Source organism: Kribbella sp. NPDC026596, from assembly GCF_040638415.1.
Taxonomy (GTDB): Bacteria; Actinomycetota; Actinomycetes; order Propionibacteriales; family Kribbellaceae; genus Kribbella.
The window spans coordinates 47608-62590 of sequence record NZ_JBEZYF010000025.1 but is presented as its reverse complement, the minus strand read 5'-3'; the positions used below and the strand labels follow the sequence as shown (position 1 = coordinate 62590).

Genomic DNA, 14983 nt, shown 5'->3' with positions numbered 1-14983 from the left:
ATCTGCTGATCATAGTCATGAATTATGCATCAGACCTTCCCCCACGGCAACGACGTGCAGCGCTACAGGTGCTGCCCGGATCCGACTTCACCGGCGCCAGCACCGAATCGGCATCGTCGGCGGCATCGCCGGTTCCTGACACCAAAGCCTCCAACCGGACCGACGCCGCCGGCGGCCTGGCCGCGATCTGGCACAAGGTCACCTCAGCCTGACGCAGCGCCGACGGGTCACCTACTCGTGAAGCAGTCCCATCGGCCCATCTCCGGCGGTGACGAGCTTTCGACCTATCCGAGCACCTGCACGATCTCGCTGGAACGCCGTACCCTCCCGGACGAGAACGCCGACAGCACCGAAGCCGAACTCCGCTCGATCCTCGACGAATTCTCTCAGGCAGATCCAGACTTCCACGCGGACGTCAAGATCCTCGTCGAACCCTGCTTTCGCAGTCGACCCCACACCCACGTCGTCACCACACTCGGCGACGCCTTCCACCGCTGACCGGCCGACCCGCGACGCACCGCGGCGAACAGGTCTGGACCGACTGCGCCGTCTACCAGGCCGCAGGTATCCCGTCCGTTCTCTTCGGCGTCGCCGGCCGCGGCCACGCCGCCATGGAATGGGTCACCCTCCGCGACTTCATGCACACCGAGATCTGGCAAAACCCGCAGGCCAGAAGCCTCAATGCGAACCGTTGGCCATTGCCGGTCATCTTCGGCTGGAAACAGCGGATTGGAGGTTCGCGCATCGATGCGCACGGACGATGCTTCGCTCGGATGGTGAGATCGCGTCACCGCTCGACGCCCTTGTGACGCGGCGCGACTGGCCGACTTCGTCGAGGTTTCGCGTGCCCAGACGTTGAGGTTCCGCTGGTGTTGTCGAGCACGGCGGAGGTTGACGAGTGGCGTTGGTGAAGGATCAGTGGACGACGGCAGTGGCGCAGGCTGGCGGGAAGGTCACGCGCGAGCGGAACGAGAAGCGGTGGGGTAAGGGGAAGCGGTGACTTGGGGTTTGGCATGACCCGAGTGGGAACGAACAGTCTCGCGCGTTCGAGACCAAGACGTAGGCGAGCCGCTACGCGAACGGTATGAGACGGACGCGGCTCGCGGAGACTACGTCGATCCGAAGGTCGGCCAAGTTCGGTTAGAGGTCGTTGCGGACACGTGGCTGAGGTCGCGCTCGGTCGATCCGACGACGTTGATCAGGTATGAGACCGCGCTGCGCCTCCATGTGAAGCCACGGTTCGCCAGTCGGCAGTTGAAGAGCATCAAGCCGTCGGAGATCGCCACATGGCCAACAGACCTGGAGCGAAGGATCGGGCCGGCGACTGCGCGGACGGCGTTTGTCGTGCTGCACGGGACTTTGGAGCTTGCCGTCGACGACGGCACGATCAAGCGGATTCCGGCTAAGGCGAAGGTGGTCAAGGCGCCGACTCCGAAGCAGCGGAAGATCGTCGCGTGGAGTGACGGGACCGTTGAGCGGATCGTGGCGAGCCACCCAATGCAGTACCAAGCCATTCCGATCATCGGCGCGGCCGCCGGACTCCGTCAGGGCGAGTTCTTCGGGCTTGGCCAGGAGGATCTCGACTTCGACGAGATGGTCATCCATGTCCGGCGGCAGGTGAAACGGCTTGGAAGGGACTACGTTTTCGCGCTGCCGAAGAACGATACGGAGCGCGAGGTGCCGATGTCAGATGGAGCGGCGCTCACGCTGCTTCAGCACATCGAGCGCTTCCCGCCACGTCCTATGGCCTTCCGTAGGAGAAGCCAGACGGTGACATGCTGAACACCAACCTCCTCTTCCGTTGGCGAGATGACAGGCATCTGCGGGCGCGTGGCTACAACCAGCGTGGGCGGTTTCGCGGAGGGCGTGTCGGGTCATGATGGAGTGGCCAGGAGGGGTGAAAGAGCGACTCAGTTCAGGGATTTCAGGCCCGGCACCTTGACGACGATGAACTCGTTGTCGTCGGCAAGATTCGGGTTGCGGCCGGTGTTCGGGAAGTTGTTGTCGCACCCGAGGAGCAGCCGCTGTCCGTCGATGACGTGGATCGCCTCGATGGATTCACACGCGACACCGAAGGGGTCGCCGAGGCGGACGTCGCCGGTGTGGATCTCTGGTAGCGAGATCAAGTCCGGGTCGGGGATCGCGGCGAGGTCCACAGCTTTGTGCTTCACGAGGAACCCATCGGGTCCGACATCGCGAAGGTCGACCACGTAGACATTGCGGAACACCGCGTTGACGCCTCGCCCGGCGTCGCGCTCGATGACGACCATCCGGTTCTCGTCGAGCGCCTGCATGTCGGCGACCATGTACGCCGGCTGCTCCGTGTGGTACTGCCAAACGCGACCCGTGAACCCGGCATCCCCGACGCTGAACTCGAAGAGGAAACGCCGACTCTGATCGGTGTCGACCACGGTCGCACCTTCCAGGATCGGGTACAGATACTTCCCGTCGGGTGTCGAGGACATGGCCTCGAAGCCCCGGCTGTTCGGCTGGGTCGCCGACCCGCTGAGGAAGGGGTTGTTCGGCGACATCAGAGTTCCCGGCACGGCCGGCTGGACGAGGTTCCCGGGGACCGGGAGCGGCGGCTCGAGCAGCACGCCGGTCGCGTCGAAGTGCAGCACCCACGGGCCGAACTCGTCACCGACCCAGAGGTCACCGTTCTTTGCCCGCTGCAATGACTCCGGGTCGATGTCCTTACCGGTCAGGAGCCGTGCGGTCGTAGCCTTGTTCACGATGTCGAAGCCGATGACGCCGTTCGGGTCCCGGAACTCGATGAAATCCTTGACGGTGACCGCGCCGGTGCCGCCATTGGCCGTCTTGAAATCCGGTTCGATGTAGTACGCGCGGATCAGGAAGTCGCCCGAAGTCGCTTTTCCACCGAAGCCGTTGTCGGGCATCGCCAGGTACTCACCGGGCGCGCGCCCATTGATCATCGACGAGAAGCCCTCGACCGGCTGCGACGGTGTCGGGAACGAAATGCCGTTGACCGTCTGCCCCGCCATGAACGCACCGGAAGGCGGTCCGGGTGCATACGTCTCCACCGGCAGTACCGCGCGACCCACGAGAACCGGCTTGGGCGTCGAGGCCGACGCGGGATAAGCCGCCAGAAGAGCAAGCGGTACGACAGCCAAACCCAAGGCACGCGACAGTTTCATGACCCTCACCCCTGATCTCACCATTCCGGGAATGGCGAAGTCGCCCCCAGGTCACTTTGCGCTCAGAGAACTCCGGCCCGAGAAACATGTCAATAGTCTGCGATCAACGGGGCGAATTACGGCTCCGTCATTCATTTCCTACTCGATGCGGCCCACGCGAAGGCACGGGAACGGGCCTGGGCGGCCGGCGCCGGACCGGACCTGTCGAAACCGCTGCGGCTGCACTTCGACTCCACCTTGCTGACGGCGTACTCGGAGAAGGAGAACGCCGCGCCGACATGGAAGAAGGGTTTCGGCTTCCATCCGTTGCTGTTACCTGGACCGCCCGGAGGTGTCCGGTGGTGAGGCGCTGGCCGGGGTGTTGCGGCCGGGCAACGCCGGAGGCAATACCGCCGCCGACCACGTCACGGTGCTGGACCTGGCCATCGCGGCGTTGCCGCCCCAGGCGCGGCCGCAGCCCGATGACCCACCAGGCCGCGGTTGCTGGCCAGCGCCGATTCGGCCGGCGCGACCCGCGTGTTCGCCGCCGCACTGCGCGACCGTGGGATCGGGTTCTCGCTGGGCTTCTCGGTCGACGAGAACGTGCAACAAGCGATCCTGGCCACCCCGAAGACAGCGTGGACACCGGCCTACAACGCCGACGGCGAACCCCGCCGCGGTGCCTGGGTCGCCGAGATCACCGGCCTGCTCAACCTGACCAACTGGCCCAAGGGATCGCGAGTCATCGTCCGCCGCGAACGACCCCACCCGAGCGCCCAACTGACCTTCACCGACATCGACGGCCACCGGTTCACCGCCTTCCTCACCGACACCCCATCAGGCCAGCTCGCCGACCTGGCGATGGAACATCGCCGCCACGCACGAGTCGAAGACCGGATCCGCTGCGGCAAGGACACCGGGATCAGGAACCTGCCCTGCCACGCCTTCGCCGCCAACGCCTGCTGGCTCGAACTCGCACTGGCCGCGACGAACCTGCTCTGCTGGACCCAGGCGCTGTGCTTCACCGGCGCCCTCGCCCACACCGAACCAGCCACCTTCCGCTACCAGATACTCCACGTCGCCGCACGACTCGTCCGCACCGCCCGCGGTCGACGCCTCCAACTCGACACCGACTGGCCCTGGGCCCGCGAGCTCGCCACCGCGTTCACCAGGCTCCGCGCCGCACCCTGGCCGGCCGCCTAGCCACAGCGACCCCCCTATGACCCAAGGACATTGGAACCCGCCCACCCGACGCGACAGCCGGGCCCCATATCTGCCAACAACCCGACCGACAGACCCCGGCGGACCCTCAAAGGCAACTGAGCAACACGCCGAAGCCACATGAAACTTCGAGGGTAGGAGTGGTGCGCGACGCTGAGGACGCGGCTGAGAACCTCGCGCCTGAATCGCCGCTTCTCATCGCGAACCGATTCCACCCCAGCATATGGAGCTCAGCCTTACCACTTGGTCGGCCGGCCATTGTCGGGTCGCCGTCGGAAACGCCGCCGCCGCGTTGTCCGCTTACATAGCTGACAGATCCGGCATCACGAACATGACCGGCCGCACGCTAGTCCAGCACGTGCCCGAGGGCGCGCCCTCCGCGGGCCGAATGCTCAGAACCACCGGCGCGCGAAGATCTTCTCTACGCTTTCGATATGCACGGCGAGAAGAAAGCTCGGACGACGACGTGAGTTGTGTAGCTCAGTACGACAGCGGTACGTGCACGACCTGTTCCGAATCGATCGAAGCGTCAGGAGATCGAAAACTCCGCGTACGGCGGCCGCAGCTTACGCCACCTTCACTGCACGGGCTGCCCCCATCATGTGCAGCATCTGCGGTGCTGACTGGCACGAGTGCGACTGCCCCTGAGGCCAGTCCATCGTCGGATAAACAGCTTTGCTCAGCCGAGCCCGTCCGTATTCAGGGCGTAGAGGTTGTCCTTGAGAAACCTGTGCGTCTGGTCTTCGTCTGCGACGAACTCCTGCTCGTACCTGCTGTCAGCCCAAGATGTCTTGCCCTTGGCGCGGACGTGGAGCTGGCCACCGCGGATCTCGTAGTACCTGTCTTCGCTGCTGTTCTTGCCGCTGTAGGACGTCGAGGTCGTGTATCCCTCGTTCTGATCCAGCAGCTTCTGACGCACATCCCTTGTCAAGCGCATGTCGTCTCCTTCGCTTTGCCACGAACCGCAGGCGGCCGAGACTGGTTCATGGTCTCCCAGCAGCGGCGGCCCAGCCCACATCATCACACAGGTGGCTGGCCGGAATCGCCGACTTCTGTCGGCCCATCTCCGTACGCTTCAAATCGTGGCCAGCAGCCAGCACATCGATGACGAGCGTTCCGCAGGCGCGCTCGCTGACCTTCTCAACGGCAACGCGCGCCGGCGACCGGTCGTCGTGGTCACGAGTCCGGCTGTCGCAGTGAACCTCGCAGCCGAGCACTGCAACCAGCACACCCCTTTACGCACCTCAATCAGCGCGAGAGGATGGTGAGCGATGAGCATGAGACAACCCCCGGATCCGTTGCTAGTGCCTCGTCAAGCAACGTTGGGTAGGTAATCGGGTCGGCGGATCTTGGAGTCGACGGCGAAGTGTCGTTTGGGTTGGGCGCGTTTGTTGTGCCAGCGGACGTAGCCGGCGATCGCGGTCTCTTGGGCGGTGTGGCTGGGGTAGTCGCTGCCGTCGAGGGTGAAGTACCGCAGGGCGGTGAACTCGCACTCGATCCAGTTCAGCCAGGACGCGTTGCTCGGGGTGAACACCAACTCGATGTCGTTGAGGCCGCACCAGTCGACGACCTCGGCCTTCTTGTGCGGTCCGTAGTTGTCAGACACGACATACAGCTTTCCGGTCGGGAACCGGTCCCGCAGCTGCTTGAGGAACCCGGGGAACTCTCGCCACCGCTTACGATCTCGGAACCGGTAGAACATCTGCCCGGTGGCCAGATCCAGCGCGGCGAACATGTGCCGGACCCCGCCGGTGCGGTTGAACGTGGCCCGCAGTCGCGCCGGGCGCCGGGCGGGGAACCAGCCCCTGCCCGGCCGGGGTTGGAGGTTCAACGGGCCGAACTCGTCGACGCACAGCACCCGCCCATCGGCCGGCGGATCGTCGTACAGGTCGAGAACGCGGGCCATCTTCGCGGCGAAGTCCGGGTCCTTGCTGGCCTTCCACGTCTTGGTCGCCTGCCACCTGATCCCGGCCTTGCGCAGGATCTGGCGCACCGACTCGGTGCTGATCCGGATGCTCTTGTGCTCGGCCAGGTACTCGACCAGCTTCGACAGGCTCCACGTCGTGAACGGGGGCCCCAGCTGCTGCGGCGGGGTCTTGGCGACCCGGCAGACCGTTTCACGAACCGGGGACCGAACCTCGCCGGTCGGCCCCCGCTCCATTTTGGGTCCAGCGCCGCGAACCCCTGCTCGTTGAACGCGCGGATCACCTCCCGCGCATACTGCGGCTTCATCGCGAACATGCCCGCCGCCTCCGTAGCACTCCTGCCCTGCACCGACGCGAGCACGATCCCGGCCCGGCGAAGCCGCACCCGATCCTTCGTGGTCCGCGTGATCTTCACCAGCCGCTGCGCCTCCTCAGGTTCCAGCGAGCGCACGAACACCTCAGGCTGCCGAGCCATCACCACCTCCGCCAGCAAGCCTCCACACCCACCGCCGAACCGGTCAACCCGACACGAGTTACGACCCCAACCTTTCTGGAAGAGGCACTAGGCACTGTCTTCGGCGACATGCTGCTGCCCGGCCAGCAGATGCACGACAACTTCACCGAGGCCCTCGACGAGGTCGTGGTGTGTGTCATGAGCCGCGCCGACGTGCACCGGTTCCTGCTGTCCGATCCACGGATCGCGGTCCGGATCTCGGAGATCCTCGGCCGCCGGGTGACCGAACTCGAGCGCCGCCTGTCCGACACGGTGTTCAAGAGCGTCCCGCAGCGTGTCGCGGCCACGCTGTGCCTACTCGTGGGCGAGCAACAGAAACGCCCGCTCAGTCGCGGTGTGCAGTTGACCCACGAACGGATCGCCGCCCTGACCGGCACCTCCCGCGAGACCGCCACCAAGGTCCTCGCCGGGTACGCCGACCGCGGCTTGCTCCGCGTCGGCCGTGGCAAGGTCACCATCCTCGACCCGGCCGCCATCACCGCCGAAGCAGACCGCTGAACGGATCGGCGCCCCGGCCGCGATCACCCGTGGCTCGGGTAGCTGGGACGCGCCGGAGTCGTTTTCCTGGTCCAGCCGCCTGGGGTCGTTATGGTCGGTTGTATGGCTTTGGCGCGGCGGGTCGCGATGGTTGCCGGTGGTGGGGCACTGGCCGGCGTGGGCACCTATCTGGGTCTGGTGACTGGAGCGATTCCGGTCGATCTCGGGATCGGTCGCCGGGTCCGTCCGCTGGGTCCTGTCGAGGTGTTGATCGGGGCGCCGCGTGACGTGGTGTTCGCGGTCCTCGCAGCGCCGTACGGCGAGCGGGTTCCGCGGGCCATGCGCGAGAAGGTGAAGGTGCTCGAGCGGGGTGATGACATGGTGTTGGCCGCGCACTTCACGCCGATCCGCGGACGCTTGCGGGCCACGACGGTGGAGACCGTGCGGTTCAGTCGACCGGACCGGGTCGATTTTCGGCTGGTGCGGGGCCCGGTGCCGCATGTTGTGGAGTCGTTCCAGCTGGCTGAGGATGAGGTCGGCGGCACCTTGCTGACCTACACCGGTGAGCTGGGAACGGATCTGTGGCGCGCAGGCCGGTGGTGGGGTGATCTGGTCGCGAGCACCTGGGAGGCCGCCGTACGGGCCTCTCTCGAGGCTGCAAGGACGGAGGCCGAGCGGCGCTCAACACTGTGATTGCGTGACGACGAGCGCCGCTCCATAGCCACGCGGGCGTGTCTGCATCAGGATTCTTCGAGGACGATGACGTGGCCCCTTCGGTGCGGGTCAGCGGGCGTGCTTTGGCAGGGTCGAGGACCACGCCGTACGACGAACCGGCACGCGGATTGTCTACCCGGCCACTGGGCAGACGAAGTCGGCGGCGGGCATCCGGGCGACGGTGATGTCACCCGCGGCCGTGGCTGACGCAACGGCCTCGTCGGAGGTCAGCAGGTACGGCGCCGTGTTCCAGCTCACGACGTAGACGGCCCATCGCCCGCCGTGGTAGCCGGGGCCACCGGGCGCGACCGAAGTGACCGAGAGCTGACCGTCGACACCGCTGGAGAAGGCGAAGATCGGGTCGACTCCCTTGCCTGGTGTCGATGTCGGAGTGACGACAGTTCGAACGACGACGCCGTCGTGGTAGAGCTGGCCGAATCCGGCGGCGGCGTTGCCGGAGTCTGCGACGGCGGGTGCTGTCGCCAGGACGGCCAGCGGTACGGCCAGCACAGAGGCACGGACAAGGGACACGAGACGAGGCATGAGGTTGCTCCTTCGAGCAGGCCGCGGCCAGGCGCCGCAACTCGACTGGGACGCCTCCGACATTAGATTCTGGCCAGCTGCCCAGCAGTTACAGGATCCTTACGGCCAGGACGCTCCCGGTCCGTTCTGCCACCGCCAGGTACCAGACAGTCGCGGCCGCGCGGGTCGTTCAAGCGCCGATCGCACGTGCCTGGCGGCGGGGCTACTTGGCCGCCAGGCTGCGGGCGAACAGGACGCCGCGGTCGACCCAGCGTCGAAGGTCGGCGGCCTCGGCGATGCCGGCCGGATCCACGAGTAGCCAGCCCTTCATCCGCTGGCCGCTCGGCCAGCTCAGCATCGTCGCACGCGCGAGCCAAGGCAGTGGCTGGTGGCATGCCACTGCTCGAAAGAGTCGATGGACATGCCGCGCACGCTTCATGAATTGCAGGCCTTACGGACCGATGACGGAATCGGCCTGGGTGGTGCTCTCGGGCTTAACGTCAAAGACGGGGATGGTCTAGATCGGAGTCGGTTCTGATGCGAACGGTTGTCGTACTTGCCTGCGGACTAGTGCTGACCGGCTGCGGCAGTGACCCCGGGACCGGTTCGACACCAGCGCCGACGCCGTCGCCGGTCACGGCGCTGTCGTCACGTCAGCCGTCGCCAAGCGCCAGTTCGACGTCACCGGGCGATCATTCCATGTCACCGCAACCCGCCGGGACCGGTATCAAGACAGCCGCCAGTAACTTCGGCCTGATCCTTTTCGACAGTACGGGCCAGGCGATTTACCTGTTCGACAAGGAGAAATCAGCGACCTCGGCCTGCTATGGCGCCTGCGCGGAGGCGTGGCCTCCGGTGCTGACGAAGGCACCACCCAAGGCGCTCGGCGCGGTGAAGCCGTCCCTGCTGGGTACGACGAAGCGGACTGACGGCACCATCCAGGTCACGTACGCCGGACATCCGCTGTACTTCTACGCCCACGAGGGCAAGAACCAGGTGAAGTGTCACAACGTCGAGGGCTTCGGGGGACTGTGGCTCGTCGTCACCGCGGCCGGCAAGGAAGCCCCCGCCTGAAGCCCTGTCGAGTCACTCGGCCGCTCAGGAACCAGGCCACATCCGTCCCGGCGAAACTTGACCTGCCGGATGAGGGGCGTGGATCGCTCACCAGGACAGTGAGACCTCAGTGACCACCTGCCTTTCCCACTGATCAGCCCGCGCACACGAATAGAACCCAGTGCCGCCCCGCGAGCCTCGACAACACCCCAGATAACGACACTCAGTGGCCGTGGCTAGGGGCACTGTGTTCTGTTTCGTGGGCTACGTCATGGACATCGTTACGAAGGCTTAAGGGAACATTTGTCCTGCATCTCTGCTTGAGTGCAGTTCATTGCTCGCCTGCGGTTCGGCCGCCGACAGCGGCAGGCGTGGTGGCTCCGGGCTGACGGCGTGTGCGGGTGGGCTGCCGACCGTCAGGAGACGGTGGGCAGCCAGTCCTCGATGTTCACCGGTCGCGCGCTCCTGAACCTGACGCTCCCTCGCGTTCTGTTCGCGCTCGGCGTGCTCGGGCCATCGGCGTGATCGCGTGCCACAGCGTGGCCATGGATTGTCGTCCGGTGGTCACTTTGACGGACGAGCGCCGCAGCCGGCGAGGGCGATCCACGAGCTGCTCCCCCCAAGCGGGATGCCGCCGTACGCAACGCAAGCTGCTGATCGATAGACAAGTCTTCGCGCTGATACCCAGCGACGCCCGTCATTCTCCACTCCTCGATCGGTTCGCCGCGACGGGCGAAACCGACGGCACTGGCCGATCGCTCCGGCCGGCGATGTCGTCGTACACGTCCTCGAAGGCCGCATCCGTTTCGGTCGGGGCTGGATCCGGCACCGACCAAGGCACCCGCGAGCGCGCCTCCGCCGGCAGATGTTCGTACGCGATGTCCCACACTGCGATCACGAGTCATGCGGCTGCACGACGTCGCTCACCTGAGCCGCGTGCCACTTGCCCGGATCCAGCCCACGCCGCCGCGCCACCTTCAGCGCCGGCGGATGCACGCGCTCCGCCGGCCGGGTCCCCGCCGCCACCGCGGGCACACCGACTACGTCGCGACCAGATCGCCGCCGCCAGCTGTGACACTCATTGACTCAATACATCACTGATGTATTCTCGGCTGCCAACGCTGCGGACAGAGGTCCGCACTCAGGTCATCTGATCACTTCGCCCTCAAGACAGCTGCGTGCGTCGCGATGCTCTCGATTCCGCGGGACAATCTCGCTGCAGGATCTGAGAACTGTCCCACCTCGTGTTTACGCTTCGAGAGTGAATCGCATCGACCGCCTGTACGCCCTGGTGGAGGAGCTGCGGGCCGCGGGACTCCGCGGGCGCACCGCGCGACAGTTGGCTGCGCATTTCGAGGTCAGTGTGCGCACCATCGAGCGCGACCTGAGCGCGCTCGGTCAAGCCGGCGTACCGCTCGCAACCAAGCAGGGCCGAGGGGGAGGCTTCACAATCGACCGGTCGATGAGCCTTCCACCGCTCAATTTCACGCCACTCGAGGCAGCCGCCGTCGCGGTGGCGCTGAGCCGGACCGAGCACGTGCTCTTCAAGAAGGACGCCCGCAGCGCGCTACAGAAGATCATGGCCGCGATACCGGAGCGAGCGCTCGAGGAGGCACGCACCACCGCCGAGAAGGTGGGGCTGCTCGTGCAACCTGTTCCCGACCCCGACACCGAGATCGCCGAGACCATCTGGCGGGGCGTCCGCGAGAACCGTGTGCTCCGGATCCACTACATCGATGTCGGCGGCGTCGAGACGGTCAGAGAGGTCGAACCACAGGCAGCCTCTTCGGCTGGACCTTCGAAGCCAACGGGCCCGCGTCGTCCGGCGGCACGGACTACCGCAACATCAAGGCCTCCGGCGCCGGCACCCCGATGGGCGGCATCGCCAACACCGGCGGACAGGCGCCCGGCCACGCGGTGCTCTACATCCTGGTCGCCGACGTCGACACCACCTGCATCGACACCGAACAGCTCGGCGGCTCGGTCGTCAGCAAGCACCTCGACCCCGGCCCCGGCGCCCCGACGTTCGCCTACCTGCGCGATCCCAGCGGCAACGTGTTCGGGGTCTTCGCCCCACCGGCGGCCTGATGCCGGCAGCGAAGAACGCGATGTCCCCGCCCGAACCTTCCGGCGGGCACGCTCGCGACCTCTACGACGAGCTTACCGACGACCTGCTCTACGACCCCGCCATCGGCCGGGCCACCATGATGGGCTACCCGTGTGTGCGGCTGGCCGGACGCTTCGTCGCAAGCTACGACGACGCATCAGGTCTGGTCGTGAAGCTCCCGCGCGACCGGGTCACCGAGCTCATCGAGTGCGGAACCGGCGACCCGTTCGCCCCCGCCGGCAAGGTCTTCCGCGAATGGGCGTCGATCCCCACACCCGATCGTGGATTGTGGACTGCTCTCCTCGCGGAGGCCGTCGAGTTCGCCCGAAAGTCACTCAGCCAGGAGCAGCGACGAGCAGGTAGCTCCTGAGCTCCCGCCGGGAGCCGCAGGTCGCGACACCGACTTCGGCTCTGAAGACGACATCGGGTCAGCCGTCCATCTTGTGCGTCCGGCGTTCGTAGTGTGGGTGAGAGCGAGAGCAGTGTCTCGCGTCACCGGAAGGATCCCACCATGACCTACTACATGTTGCGGCCAGGGCAACCGGTCCAAGGTCCGCCGATGTCCGACGACGAGATGAAGGAGCACCTGCGGGCGATCCAACAGCTCGAGGCGGAGATGAAGTCCGGTGGTGCCTGGGTGTTCGGCGGGCGGTTGCATGATCCTGCGACCGCTACGGTCGTGCGGGCCGAGAAGAACGATGTACTCACCACGGACGGGCCGTTCGCCGAGACGAAGGATCATCTCGGCGGCTTCTATCTGATCCGGACGAGCGACCTCGACGGAGCGCTGGCATGGGCGGGGAAGGTCAGCGCCCTGATCCGGGCCTCGATCGAGGTACGACCCTTCGTCGACGAGATGACGTCCTAGCGCCCATGGTGGCCGACCGCGAGGCGATCGACCGGATCCGGCGTGATGCCCGAGGCAACGAATTGCTCCGGGTCACCACCATGGAGCCGAGCGCAGCCGCCACCACACCTGACGACCGGCTGCGACTCCTCTTCACTTGTTGCCATCCAGCACTCGCCCGACAGAGCCAGGTCGAGCTGACGTTGCGCTTGGTGTGCGGCCTGTCAACCGCCGACGTCGCCAGGGCGTTCCTGACCAACGAACCGGCAATGGCCAAACGACTGGTGCGCACCAAGCACAAGATCAAGGCGGCAAACATCCCCTACCGGATCCCCGGCGACGCAGAACTGCCCGATCGGCTCCGCGCAGTCCTTGCCGCCACCTACCTGACCTACACCACCGGATACGGCGAGCCTGACCGCTGTCCCGACCTGTCCGGCGAAGCCATCGAGCTCGGCCGGATGCTCCGGCTGCTCATGCCCGACGAGCCCGAGGTCGCCGGCCTACTCGCACTGATGCTCCTCACGCAGGTACGACGTCGAAGCCGCACCGACAGCGCCGGCGAGCTCGTCCTGCTGCGTGATCAGGACCGCCGCCTGTGGGACCGCGACCTGATCCAGGAAGGGCACCGCCTGGTCCGCTGGTGCCTGCGCCGCAATGAGCCGGGCCGCTACCAGCTGGAGGCGGCGATCGCCGCGGTGCACGCCGAGGCACCTGCATTCGAAGACACCGACTGGAAACAGATCCTCGCCCTGTACGACCAACTGATGACCGTTGCCGCCACGCCGGTGGTCGCCCTCAACCGGGCGGTGGCAGTCGGCGAGGTCGACGGCGCAGCCAGAGGCCTCCACGACATCGACCAGCTCAACCTGCCCGGCTACTACCCGTTCCACGCGGCGCGGGCGGAATTTCTCCATCGACAGGGACACATCGAAGACGCCGTACGCGCCTTCCAGGCGGCCGCGTCACTGGCCCCGGACGGCGCGGAGCGCCGCTACCTCCAACGCCGAGCAGCCAGTATCTAGATCTCGTCTCCCCCGCATCAGTGCCGCGATGACGTACGCAGACGGCCGGTGCGGGCGACCGTCGTGCTCCGTCGACGGAGCGTCCCGCCACACTGATCGAATCCGACATGGAGACCAAGCCTCCTCAGGGCAGTTGGACGTAGCCGTGGCGCATCTTCCACAGGAAGTACTTCTCGAAGCCCAGCTTCATCAAGTGCGCCTGCGGGCCAGGAATCAGCACACCGTGCTTGCGGGGCGGCAGCATCTTGTCGGCCAGGATGATCACACCGTTGTTGCCGGCATCCATCACACAGACCGCCTTGATGTCGCCGAACCCCTTGGTGATCGTCGGCTGCTCACCCCGGATCTGCGCGGCGATGTTGGCGGCCGCAGTGTGTGCCATCACCTCGGTCGGGAAGCCCGTCTTCGGGATCCCGACCGGCGTCGGGGTCTGCCACGGCACGTCGACCGCCGCGGCCACCCCGACCGCGTAGACGTCGTCGTACTTCTCGCTCTGGTAGGTGTCCCGGACGACGACGTACCCCTTCTCGTCGGCCAGCCCGTTGGCGTCCTTGAGGAATTTCTGCCCGAGGAACGGCGGGATCACCATGCCGAAGCCGAACGGCAGCGTCTCGCCGTCCGCGAGCACCAGGGCGCCGCGGTCGATGTGCTCGACGCCGACCGAGATGCGCGCGTCGATCCCTTCCTTCTTCAGGAACATCCGCAGCAACCGCTCGCCGTGCGGTAGGCCACCGATCCCGAAATGGCCGAGGAACGGCTCAGCCGTGACGTACGTGAGCTTCACCTGCTTGTGCAGCCCGGCCTTCCGGAGCTGGTAGGAGGTGTTGAACAAGAACTCGTACGCCGCACCGAAGCAGCCGGCGCCCTGGGTCGCAGCAACCACGACGTCACCAGGATCGTCCAGGAACCGGCGCCACGCGACCCCGGTCCGCTGCGCCTCGGCCAGCGTGGTGATCGTGTTGGCGTTCTCCCTGAACCCCGGTACGACGTCGTCCTTGTTGCGATAGCCGGTGGCGATGACCAGATAGTCGTAGCCGAATTCCCGGCCGTCGTCGATCGTCACCTTCTTGGCGACCGGGTCGACCTTGGTGGCGGACGCGTGGACGAACTCGATGCCGTGCGAGTCCAAGGTCGGCGCCACCGGGAAGGTGATGTCGGCGCTGTCGCGCTTGCCGAACGGCAGCCAGATCAGGCTGGGGTTGAACAGAAATTTGTCGGCGGCCGACACGACGGTCACGTCGACATCCCCGACCAGTTCGTACCGCACCGCCAACGCCGCCGTCAGACCCCCGAAGTTGGCGCCGAGCACCAGCACTTTCTTGCGCATGTCCGACCTCCTCCATCGCACTCTCCAGCCAGATATACCCGGGGGCGTATCACCGTCGGGAGAGTCGAGTGGCCCCTCCTCGGGGGCCGGATGGCATCACGACTGCGGCGCCGTGGA

At 66.2% G+C, this 14983-nt stretch carries 20 protein-coding genes and 1 pseudogene; 13 read left to right on the top strand and 8 right to left on the bottom strand.

Going from position 1 to position 14983, the window contains the following annotated elements; all coding sequences use genetic code 11:
• Nucleotides 1–17 precede the first annotated feature (17 nt).
• The 3 genes from AB0E63_RS21860 (at nucleotide 18) to AB0E63_RS21850 (ending at nucleotide 1782) form a co-directional block, all read left to right on the top strand.
• A complete protein-coding gene (locus AB0E63_RS21860; RefSeq protein WP_360368974.1) occupies nucleotides 18–212 on the top strand; it encodes a hypothetical protein in 195 nt (64 codons plus the stop codon).
• Between the two features lie 25 nt (nucleotides 213–237).
• Nucleotides 238–498: a hypothetical protein gene (locus AB0E63_RS21855; protein WP_360368971.1), complete on the top strand. Its 261-nt coding sequence runs from the start codon at nucleotides 238–240 to the stop codon at nucleotides 496–498.
• Between the two features lie 666 nt (nucleotides 499–1164).
• A complete protein-coding gene (locus tag AB0E63_RS21850; RefSeq protein ID WP_360369123.1) occupies nucleotides 1165–1782 on the top strand; it encodes a hypothetical protein in 618 nt (205 codons plus the stop codon).
• Nucleotides 1783–1910: 128 nt separating this feature from the next.
• Here AB0E63_RS21850 and AB0E63_RS21845 read toward each other — a convergent pair whose 3' ends face one another.
• Complete coding sequence (locus AB0E63_RS21845) at nucleotides 1911–3155, bottom strand: esterase-like activity of phytase family protein (protein WP_360368969.1); 1245 nt, start codon at nucleotides 3153–3155, stop codon at nucleotides 1911–1913.
• Nucleotides 3156–3635: 480 nt separating this feature from the next.
• Here AB0E63_RS21845 and AB0E63_RS21840 point away from each other — a divergent pair, with 480 nt between their 5' ends.
• Complete coding sequence (locus tag AB0E63_RS21840) at nucleotides 3636–4337, top strand: transposase (protein ID WP_360368966.1); 702 nt, start codon at nucleotides 3636–3638, stop codon at nucleotides 4335–4337.
• A gap of 697 nt (nucleotides 4338–5034) precedes the next feature.
• Here AB0E63_RS21840 and AB0E63_RS21835 read toward each other — a convergent pair.
• The 3 genes from AB0E63_RS21835 to AB0E63_RS21825 form a co-directional block, all read right to left on the bottom strand.
• Nucleotides 5035–5292 (bottom strand): hypothetical protein, encoded by a 258-nt coding sequence (locus tag AB0E63_RS21835; protein WP_360368963.1) that lies wholly within the window; start codon nucleotides 5290–5292, stop codon nucleotides 5035–5037.
• Between the two features lie 46 nt (nucleotides 5293–5338).
• Nucleotides 5339–5584 carry a hypothetical protein gene (locus tag AB0E63_RS21830; protein WP_360368960.1) on the bottom strand — a complete coding sequence of 82 codons (246 nt, stop codon included), beginning with the start codon at nucleotides 5582–5584 and terminating at the stop codon, nucleotides 5339–5341.
• 83 nt (nucleotides 5585–5667) lie between these two features.
• Entirely contained in the window at nucleotides 5668–6516 is an 849-nt protein-coding gene (locus AB0E63_RS21825; RefSeq protein WP_360368957.1) for an IS630 family transposase, read from the bottom strand.
• A gap of 347 nt (nucleotides 6517–6863) precedes the next feature.
• Between AB0E63_RS21825 and AB0E63_RS21820 the strand changes: the two genes are divergently transcribed.
• A complete protein-coding gene (locus AB0E63_RS21820; RefSeq protein WP_360368954.1) occupies nucleotides 6864–7292 on the top strand; it encodes a Crp/Fnr family transcriptional regulator in 429 nt (142 codons plus the stop codon).
• A 102-nt stretch (nucleotides 7293–7394) separates the two neighbouring features.
• Complete coding sequence (locus AB0E63_RS21815) at nucleotides 7395–7964, top strand: SRPBCC family protein (protein WP_360368951.1); 570 nt, start codon at nucleotides 7395–7397, stop codon at nucleotides 7962–7964.
• A gap of 153 nt (nucleotides 7965–8117) precedes the next feature.
• On the opposite strand, the gene AB0E63_RS21810 is transcribed toward AB0E63_RS21815, so the two are convergent.
• Nucleotides 8118–8528 carry a hypothetical protein gene (locus tag AB0E63_RS21810; RefSeq protein WP_360368948.1) on the bottom strand — a complete coding sequence of 137 codons (411 nt, stop codon included), beginning with the start codon at nucleotides 8526–8528 and terminating at the stop codon, nucleotides 8118–8120.
• Nucleotides 8529–8730: 202 nt separating this feature from the next.
• Complete coding sequence (locus AB0E63_RS21805) at nucleotides 8731–8865, bottom strand: hypothetical protein (protein WP_360368945.1); 135 nt, start codon at nucleotides 8863–8865, stop codon at nucleotides 8731–8733.
• 341 nt (nucleotides 8866–9206) lie between these two features.
• Here AB0E63_RS21805 and AB0E63_RS21800 point away from each other — a divergent pair, with 341 nt between their 5' ends.
• Both AB0E63_RS21800 and AB0E63_RS21795 read left to right on the top strand, forming a co-directional pair.
• Nucleotides 9207–9581, top strand: coding sequence for a hypothetical protein (locus AB0E63_RS21800; protein ID WP_360368942.1), 375 nt, complete (start codon nucleotides 9207–9209; stop codon nucleotides 9579–9581).
• A gap of 303 nt (nucleotides 9582–9884) precedes the next feature.
• On the top strand, nucleotides 9885–10085 hold the full coding sequence (locus tag AB0E63_RS21795; protein ID WP_360368939.1) for a hypothetical protein: 201 nt from the start codon (nucleotides 9885–9887) through the stop codon (nucleotides 10083–10085).
• Nucleotides 10086–10454: 369 nt separating this feature from the next.
• Here AB0E63_RS21795 and AB0E63_RS21790 read toward each other — a convergent pair whose 3' ends face one another.
• Nucleotides 10455–10595: a hypothetical protein gene (locus AB0E63_RS21790; protein ID WP_360368936.1), complete on the bottom strand. Its 141-nt coding sequence runs from the start codon at nucleotides 10593–10595 to the stop codon at nucleotides 10455–10457.
• Between the two features lie 226 nt (nucleotides 10596–10821).
• On the opposite strand from AB0E63_RS21790, the pseudogene AB0E63_RS21785 reads away from it, so the two are divergent.
• From AB0E63_RS21785 to AB0E63_RS21765, 5 genes and pseudogenes are all read left to right on the top strand, one after another.
• A pseudogene (locus AB0E63_RS21785) lies at nucleotides 10822–10986 on the top strand (HTH domain-containing protein); the annotation flags it as partial.
• Between the two features lie 446 nt (nucleotides 10987–11432).
• Nucleotides 11433–11648, top strand: coding sequence for a hypothetical protein (locus AB0E63_RS21780; RefSeq protein WP_360368933.1), 216 nt, complete (start codon nucleotides 11433–11435; stop codon nucleotides 11646–11648).
• A complete protein-coding gene (locus tag AB0E63_RS21775; protein WP_360368930.1) occupies nucleotides 11648–12037 on the top strand; it encodes a hypothetical protein in 390 nt (129 codons plus the stop codon). The genes AB0E63_RS21780 and AB0E63_RS21775 overlap by 1 nt, the downstream gene beginning before the upstream one ends.
• A 141-nt stretch (nucleotides 12038–12178) precedes the next feature.
• The gene (locus AB0E63_RS21770) at nucleotides 12179–12535 is read left to right on the top strand and encodes a YciI family protein (RefSeq protein WP_360368927.1); all 357 of its coding nucleotides are present in this window, start codon (nucleotides 12179–12181) and stop codon (nucleotides 12533–12535) included.
• Between the two features lie 5 nt (nucleotides 12536–12540).
• Nucleotides 12541–13539, top strand: coding sequence for a DUF6596 domain-containing protein (locus AB0E63_RS21765; protein ID WP_360368924.1), 999 nt, complete (start codon nucleotides 12541–12543; stop codon nucleotides 13537–13539).
• 124 nt (nucleotides 13540–13663) lie between these two features.
• On the opposite strand, the gene AB0E63_RS21760 is transcribed toward AB0E63_RS21765, so the two are convergent.
• Nucleotides 13664–14866, bottom strand: a complete 1203-nt coding sequence (locus tag AB0E63_RS21760; protein ID WP_360368921.1) for an FAD-dependent oxidoreductase — start codon at nucleotides 14864–14866, stop codon at nucleotides 13664–13666.
• Between the last annotated feature and the right edge of the window lie 117 nt (nucleotides 14867–14983).